This is a genomic window from uncultured Thiohalocapsa sp., assembly GCF_913062725.1.
In the GTDB taxonomy this organism is placed as follows: domain Bacteria; phylum Pseudomonadota; class Gammaproteobacteria; order Chromatiales; family Chromatiaceae; genus Thiohalocapsa.
In genome coordinates this window covers 1-8,154 of sequence record NZ_CAJXWY010000100.1, presented here as the reverse complement: position 1 = coordinate 8,154, position 8,154 = coordinate 1, and the positions used below count along the sequence as shown (strand labels likewise).

Below are 8,154 nucleotides of genomic sequence, written 5' to 3'. Positions count from 1 at the left end.
CGAGGAGCCGGATGCGTTAACGCGCACGTCCGGATCTGTGGGAGCCGCGGGTGAGCAATCACCCGCGGCCACCCGGCCGTGGCAGCGGCGTTTGCCATGAACGAGCGTGCGCGCTATGGGCCTTTGATCCGTTAAACTGCGCGCCATGAGCAAAGAGCACGGTTTCGCCCGCGGGCGTCGCGCCGACGCGGCGGTATGCACGGCCGAACCGGCCACGCCCGGGCAAGCCAACGCCTGCGATGTCCTCATCGTCGAGGATGATTTCGCCAACATGTATCTGTGCGAGGCCGTGCTGCGCGAGGCGGGCTTCCAGGTGACCGCCGTGGCTGACTGTGCAGAGGCACGGCAGGCGCTGGCGCAGAACCGGTTTCGGGTCATGCTCCTGGATCTCGGGTTGCCCGACGGGGACGGGTTCGATCTGCTGACCGAGCTGCGCCCGAGCCAGGCCGTCTTGATCATGACCGTTCGCGGCGAACCGGAACAGCGCGCCCTGGGGCTTCGCTCCGGCGCCGTGGATTACATTGTCAAGCCCTTTCATCCGGACGAGCTCGTCTGGCGCGTCGGACGCGCCGTCGCCCTCCCTGAGCCCGACGCTGCCTTAGCGAATGCTGATCAGCAGCGCTGGGGGGAATTCGTGCTCGACAAGCAGCGCCGACGGTTCCTGGCAGCGGACGGTGACAGTGTGCCCTTGACCGCCGGCGAAACGGAAATCCTCGCTCGCCTTCTCCGGCACCGTTCTGTGGTGGCGACGGAAGTCCTGGCCGATGCGATTGCCAGCGGCGTGGGCAATGTGCGCTCGGTGTCCGTGCTCATATCCCGACTTCGGAGTAAATTTCGCAGCCAGCCCTGTTTCCGCGGCATACGTATCAAGGCTATGCCGGGTTTCGGGTACTACATTGAATGAAGCAGTGACCGATGTTGGGACGTCTGCTGAGGGGGTTGCTGCTGGCGTTGTGCTTCGCCGCCGGACCGGCGTCGGCAGACGCTGTTCTCCCCCTGAAGTCGGCCGAGCTGCTATACGATGCGAGTGGGTTGCTGACGATAGAACAGCTGACGGGCACTGGCCGGGACACGCACTTCACTGTGGGCGTCGCCCCGGCCACCTATCCGACGGGTGCGCTTTGGCTGCGGTGGGATGTCCGCGAACTGTCACGCTATGCAAATACCGTGCTCGAGGCCGGGCGGTGGTGGGTCGAGAGCGCCGATGCCTACCTCGTCTCACCTGCGTCTGGTATCTCGGTACTCGCACCGATAGCCCGGAAAGGCTACTTTTCGCCGCAGGCCTTTGCGCTCGCATCCGGGCAGACGGCCGGCACCAAGCTCTACCTGCGCCTGGCCTCCGACACCGCCATTCCCAAGACTCTGCGGTTGTGGGACGCCAATGCCTTCGCCGCACACCAGGAACGTGAGCGGCTCGCCGCCGTGGGAGCCCTGGGCGCCATGGGCACCTGCCTGCTCGGGCTACTGGTCTATGCGGCGGCGATGCGGGAGCCATCGGCCGCATGGCTGGCGCTGGCCGTTGCCGGAACGGCATGTTATGTGACGCTGCAGGCAGGCGCCCTGCCGGTGGGCTGGCTCGATGCACTGCGCGCGCACATGGCATCGCTGAACCCGGTTTATACGCTTCCCATCGCTATCGGCGCACTCGGTGTCCTGCGTTGTGCCTTTCCGGTGGCTGCCCTGCTACCGCAAGCGGCGACCGCCCTTCGCTTCGCCCAGTGCGCGCTGCTGTGCCTCTGGCTCGTCGGTCCTGCCCTGAGCCTCCAGTTTGGCCTGGGACGCTGGCTCCTCCAACTCGCCAATGGCGCCATTCTGCTGGTAGCCCTCGTTGACTTCGCCGTGCTCCTCGCCCTGGTTCTGCGGGGCAATCGCCCGGCCTTGGCTGGATTGGCGATGCTCCTGCCGTTGGGCGCAGCGGGCCTTGCCAGCATTCCCTGGATTGGCGCGGCCCTGCCGCATGTTCTGCGAGACATCATGGCTGGGCTTCTGCCCTTGCTGATCACGCTGCTGGGCCTGGTGCTGCTGGGCGCTCGGCTATGGGAGACGACCCTTGAAGGGCAGCGGTTGCGAGAGGCGCACCGTCTCCATGACCTCGAGGTGAAGCGTGCGCTCGAGCGAACCGTGCGCCGGCGCACGCTTCAGGCCGAGACGGCCCGTCTTCGTGCGGAGCGACTGGCCCGGGTGAAAGAGCGCTTCATGGCAGCGGTTTCCCATGATCTGCGCACACCGCTGGCGACTGTTGTCGGGTTGGCAGACATGGCTGAGCTGGATAGCAGCAGCCTGGCCGGGGCGGAGCAGCAGCGGATGCTGCGACGGGCTTCCCGTTACATGCTCGACATCATCGAGGATCTCACGCTCTTCGAGCGGCTCGAGCGGGGCACCGAGCGTGTCGTCGCCAATCGCTTCGCGCTGGCTGACCTTGCGCGGGACGTGGAGACCCTGCTGCAGGAGCGCGCCCGTGATGCGCAGGTGGAACTGGTCGTGAGCACGGGTGGACAATCGGCCGAGGTCGTCTCGGACCGGCGCTACCTGGCACGGATTCTGGTTAACCTGGTCAACAATGGCCTTGCGGCCACACCGGCGGGAGGGCGCGTCGTCGCGGTCCTGGGGCTCGAGCGCAGCGATCCCAGGAATGTCCGCCTCCGGATGGCCGTTGACGATAACGGCCGCGGGCTGGAAGCGGATGCATTGGCGGCACTACGGCGCGGGGAACTGACCGGACATGGCTTCACGGTGGTCAGGGAGTTGGTGAACGCCCTCCAGGGAGCGCTGGCGATCAATAGCACGCCGGATAACGGTACCCAAGTCACCGTCACTGTGCCGGTCGACCTCGGCCATGAAGCGCAGGCGCAGACCCGAGGACCGGCGCTCGTCACTGCAGAACAGCGAATCCTCCTCGTGGAGGACGTGGTCGAGAACCAGCTGATCGGCCGCGCGCTGTTGTGTGCACTCGGCCACAAGGTAACGACGGCGACAACGCTTGCCGATTGTCGGCGCGCGGCCGAGACGGGGCGGTTCGACAGTGTGCTGCTGGATCGCCAACTACCGGACGGCGACGGCCTCGCCACGCTCAATAGCCTGCGTGCATTGTGCCGCAGTGCCGGATACTCCCCACGATTTGTGCTGGTGACCGCAGACGCGAGTGCAGAAGCGCGTGACGAGGCGCAGCACACGGGCTTTGATGCGCTGCTGACCAAGCCGTACTCCACCGGGCAGTTGGTCGATGCCCTGGCCGGTGGGTCAGGGCGGCTGCCCGAAGTCGCCGCGGACGATGACCGCCAGCCTCTCGAGCGTCTGCCGCCGGAGCTGCAGGAGCAGGTGCTGCAAGGGTTTCATGCCACCGCGCGGGCGGTGGATGACGCCCTCTGCGAGGCGGCGCGGCACAAGGACCTGCAGCGGGCACTGGCGGCGAGCCACCGTCTGGTCGGCAGCGCCTCCATGGCATCCTTCAGTCAGCTGGCCGATTCCGCCCGCTGCCTCAATCACCAGCTCAAGCAAGCCGGCGTTATTGATCGGGAAGCAATCCAGCAGTTGCGTGAGGAGTTGCAGGCTGCGCGCGGTTAACGCCATGTATACCCGGCGGATGTCAATGTCCGGCGCAGGCGTCTGCGGGCTGGGTTGCAGCTGGCGGGGGTCTCGACAGCAGGGATGCTGTCGTGAAGCCTACAGGGACGTATTCACGGCGTCCCCCGCCAGCTGCAACCCAGCCCGCAGAAAGCGAAAACCGAGATGCGACGGGTATCGCGCCATCTCGCTCAGAAGGCCTCCTCTTCGACCTCCAGATAGACCAGCGAGATGTGCTTGCCCAACTCACCCTCGAAGCCCGGCCAGTCCGCATAGGCCGATAGCCGCTCGCTGATGGCGGGTTTCATTTCGAAGTCGCTCAGTCCCTCGTCATAGAACTCGGCTACGGCCTCATACAGGCCGCCCAGGTAGCCGACATAGTCATCGACGATCGACCAGTCGCCGACGGGCCCATGCCCCGGAATCAGCACCTCGGCGGTGGTCACGCGTGATTTGATGTCCTCCAGTGCCTCCAGACTGCCGCGAAACGAGCCATCATCCATGCGCACGATGCGCCCATTGTTGGCATTGTCGGCCAGGAAGAGCACTCCCCGTTCCGGGATTTCGAACATCAGATCGGATGTGGAATGGACTTCCGGATAGTGGTGGGCGCGGATGGTCAGGCCACCGACGGACAGACTGTCGCCATCATCCAGGGTCTGGGTCGGCGGCACCGGTTCGGTGCCGGCGATGGCCCCATCGGTCGCATTCATCATGATGTCGTACCACTGCGCGCCCGCGCCCTGCTCGATCAGCGCCAGCATCTGCGGGTGGCCATAAATGGGTACCCCGGGCGTATCGGCCACCATGGCCTGATTACCCAGCCAGTGGTCCCCATGGACGTGGGTGTTCAGCACAGCCAGCAGGGGTTTATCGGTCCGGGCGCGAATCTGTCGCAGCAGCATCTCGCCGATCTGCACACTGGAACCGGTATCGATCACCACCACGCCCTCATCGGTGAGGATGAAGGTCGAGTTGGCCATGAAGCCCTGGTTCTCGGGGGTCGGGTGATTGATCTCGCCAAAGAGGGTGAAGACGCCGGGCGCCACCTCTTGCGCGACGGCATCGGGGACCTTCGGGCCGCGCTCGCCGGCGCTGAGCGGCCCGATGAACAGCAGCACCAGGGTAGCCAGGACACGGGGGCCGAACTGACGCGTGTGCTGTCGCCTGAAACGGCGGTGAATCGTTTTGATTGGCATGGCAGGCATTCCTCTTTGGCGGTCGAGACCTTCGTGTCGAGACCTTCGTGATGTGAGGCTGGCTGGCGGTTTCGAAAGTACGGCGGGAACCGACTGTGTCCTCCATACCAGCGCGACGTCGAGTCTCGCTCCGGCGCCCCCGGCGCTGGCAACACACGAGCGCTTGATCACCGAAGACCTGCGCGGACAGACACCCGGATTCGAGCCCGGCGGGGATGAGCGCGCCTGCCGGTCGGGCACAAAAAAGCCGCCCGCAGGCGGCTGCTTTCATTCTGTTTTCTGGTGGCTACGGCTAGATTCGAACTAGCGACATCGGCATTATGAGAACTGCCGGATAGGGTTTCACAAGTCGCTGACAACCCTGCCAATTCCTACCTAATCAACTGTTCTAGATGCCTTTTTTTGTTTCTCAACGAGTCGCATCGACTTGCACGGAATTGCAGGAAATCGCATAATTCTGTAGCCCAGGTGTAGCCCAGAAACTTCCGAGCTACAGAAACAGCGAAGCCGAGCGACGCGGCAACGTCGACCCGGCTTCTGTCACCACCGCTGACCAAGGAGCGAGCAGTGACTACCCAAACCATACCGCAAGCGCCGATCAAGTTCACCCAGGCGCGGCTGAACGCGCTACCGCCTGCCGATGGCAAGCGCTACATCGTCAGAGACTCCGATCAGCCCGGTCTGATCTGCGTCGTCCACCCGGCCGGCACCCGTCACCCGGACGGTCGGCGAACCCTTCAAGTGTACGCGCGCGCGAAGGGCATCGCGGCACCAATCCGCGTCAACATCTGCGAGGTCGGGGAACTGCCGATCACGGCCCTGAAGGGACAGCCCAGCGTCCGCAGTCGCGCCGCCGAAGTGCTCGCCAAGCTCCGGGAAGGGATCAACCCGAACGACGAACTACGCCAGCAACAAGCCGAGCAACGTCAGCAAGACGTCGCTGACAAGATTGCGCACATCACGCTCGGCGACGCCTTCGACAAGTACATCGCCACCAAAGCACTGCGCAAGCAGACGCTCGACGGCTACCGACGCGCCATCGACCGGGATCTGAAGGGCTGGAAGGGCAAGCCGCTGCAGGACATCACCGGCGCGATGGCCGTAACGCGACACGCCGAACTGACCAAGCAGGCATCGGCGAACGTCGCCGCGCGCGCGATGGCGGTCCTACGCGCAACCCATCACTTCGCGACCGAGTTCTACGGCACCGACGACAACGAGCAGCCGTTCGGCCGTTGCCCGGTCGACAAGATCAACAAGATCCAGCGCAAGTGGGCGCAGACAAAGCCCCGCACCGGGCGCCTGTCCGTCGATGAGCTTGCACCCTGGCTCACGGCCGTGCGCAACCTGCCAGCGCACCAGAAGCGCGCTGACGGCGACTGGCATCGCGTCGCCGCGTACCTGGAGCTGATCCTGCTGACCGGCCTACGGCGCCGCGAAGCCGCCTACCTGCGCTGGGAGGACGTCGACCTGCGACGCGGCACCTTCACCGTTCGCGAGACGAAGAATGGCGCCGATCACACCCTGCCCATCAGCAACCGCGTGCGCGCGCTGTTCAAGCAGCGTCAGCAAGCCGCCGCGACCCTGGCAGATCTGGCCCGCGCCAAGCCGACCGAGCGCAACATCGCGGCGGCGGAGCTGGCAGAGACCTATGTCATCGGCACCGCACAGATTCAGCGCCAACTCGACGCCATCGCAGCCGACACCGGCCTGAAGATCGGCCCGCATGATCTGCGGCGGACCTGGGCATCGATGGCGGACCGCGCTGGTGTCGGCAGCTACGGGATCAAGGCCGCGTTGAACCACAAGACGACGGGCGATGTGACGGGGCTGCACTATGCGCAGATCGACATCGAGGATCTGCGTCCGATCATGCAGCAGGTGGAGGATGCCATCCTGCGCCATGCGAAGCCGCGCACGGACAACGTGGTGGCGTTGCGCCAGGAGGTGGCCCATGGGTGAGCGACCGAACCCTGACAGCATCGATATGGACGACTTCATCGACTTACTTGTCGGGCAGGTGGATGAAGGCGACAACGGCTTATTCTGCATTGACGAGCAAGGCATCCGCGCCAACGTCCCGACCGTAAACAGCTATGAGCGCAACAACCTGTTCTGCGAGGAACGGCGGGCGCTCAGGCAATTCGAGCGAGAATGCAAACTCGACTTTCCCTGCACCATCGAGGATGTGCGCGCATGGATTGAGCGCACAGGCGAAGCTGATATGACCAATGCTGTTGAAGTGCTTACCCAGTCTCGGCGGTCACCCGTTACTGGTAAGGCACCAGCGGCAGTCACCTCGTCTATCCCTGCGCCGGGCAAGCCGGGCCATCCTGTGACCAACGACGAAGCTATAAACGAGGTGATTCAGATTTACCAGCGCCAGCAGAAAAAGAACATGGCCCGCGCCTGCCGCGAAGTCGTTGCGATCCGTTTCCCCAATCATCCTGACCCGAAGCGCAAAGCGGAAAGCCTTGCTTCAGGGATACGCCAGCGGCGACTAAACCAAGGAAAGGCGTAGCCTGTCAATTGTTGCCCAATCTGCAACAAGCCGCCGATTCTGGCGGCTTTTTTGTGCCAGACGACCATGGCGAACCAACCGAATCAATGCGAATCTATTATTCGGTAATTGCGTCGGTTTCATTCGCTATCGAGGCTGTGGTTCACTGTCGCCATTGCATCGGCAGGCCATTGCAATCATCCGATTGCACCGATGCTGAGGTAACTCAGATGACATTGAATCGACCGACATCCGACTCTATCGAGCACTTCTGCGAGCGGCACGGCATCTCGGAGGCGACGTTCTATCGGCGCCGAGATTTGATGCCGCGCGCGATCAAGATTGGCGGCCAGCTCCGCATCCTCGACAGTGACGAGGCGGCCTGGATCGAGGCCCAGCAGGCCCAGGCGGACGCGCGGAGGACTGCCGCATGACCAACGACCTGTATGACTGCCTGGGCAGCATCAACGCGGCCAATCTGGAGCGCATCCAGCAGGAGTTGGCGCGATGACTGTACCCGCGCGCGGATGCGCCTCGACCGGGGACCAGCCGGCCGAGGCGCGCATCAACTACGGACTTGAGCCGCACACCCCAGACAAGGTGCACGAGATGCAGGATAACACCACGACGCTTGACCCCACTACCGTCCGGCTAACGGACATTACCATTGACCCGTCCATCCAGCAGCGCGCCCAGGGTCTCGACCCCGAGACGGTGGAGGACTATCGCCGAGCCCTGGACGGCTCGCCCGCCTGGCCATTCCCGCCGGTGGTGGTGTACCGCGACGGCGATCAGATGCTCCTGGCGGACGGCTACCACCGCCTGCGGGCTGCTGGAGACTGCGGCCGCAGCGAGGTTCGTGCCGAGGTGCGCACCGGCACTCGCCGCGAG

General features: G+C 64.4%; 7 protein-coding genes. 6 read left to right on the top strand and 1 reads right to left on the bottom strand.

Annotation, left to right across the window (positions count from 1 at the left end):
• Positions 1 to 145: 145 nt before the first annotated feature.
• Both QZ588_RS17265 and QZ588_RS17260 read left to right on the top strand, forming a co-directional pair.
• Entirely contained in the window at positions 146 to 904 is a 759-nt protein-coding gene (locus QZ588_RS17265) for a response regulator transcription factor (RefSeq protein ID WP_295544263.1), read from the top strand.
• 11 nt (positions 905 to 915) lie between these two features.
• Complete coding sequence (locus QZ588_RS17260) at positions 916 to 3,564, top strand: ATP-binding protein (protein WP_295544261.1); 2,649 nt, start codon at positions 916 to 918, stop codon at positions 3,562 to 3,564.
• A 191-nt stretch (positions 3,565 to 3,755) separates the two neighbouring features.
• Here the strand turns inward: QZ588_RS17260 and QZ588_RS17255 are convergent, their stop codons facing one another.
• The gene (locus QZ588_RS17255) at positions 3,756 to 4,763 is read right to left on the bottom strand and encodes an MBL fold metallo-hydrolase (protein ID WP_295544259.1); all 1,008 of its coding nucleotides are present in this window, start codon (positions 4,761 to 4,763) and stop codon (positions 3,756 to 3,758) included.
• Positions 4,764 to 5,330: 567 nt separating this feature from the next.
• Here QZ588_RS17255 and QZ588_RS17250 point away from each other — a divergent pair.
• From QZ588_RS17250 to QZ588_RS17235, 4 genes are all read left to right on the top strand, one after another.
• Positions 5,331 to 6,725, top strand: a complete 1,395-nt coding sequence (locus QZ588_RS17250; protein ID WP_295544258.1) for a site-specific integrase — start codon at positions 5,331 to 5,333, stop codon at positions 6,723 to 6,725.
• Entirely contained in the window at positions 6,718 to 7,284 is a 567-nt protein-coding gene (locus tag QZ588_RS17245) for a hypothetical protein (protein WP_295544256.1), read from the top strand. Before QZ588_RS17250 ends, QZ588_RS17245 begins: the two co-directional genes overlap by 8 nt.
• An 11-nt stretch (positions 7,285 to 7,295) precedes the next feature.
• On the top strand, positions 7,296 to 7,697 hold the full coding sequence (locus tag QZ588_RS17240) for a hypothetical protein (RefSeq protein WP_295544254.1): 402 nt from the start codon (positions 7,296 to 7,298) through the stop codon (positions 7,695 to 7,697).
• A gap of 73 nt (positions 7,698 to 7,770) precedes the next feature.
• The coding region (locus tag QZ588_RS17235) for a hypothetical protein (RefSeq protein WP_295544252.1) at positions 7,771 to 8,154 on the top strand (384 nt) is incomplete at its 3' end.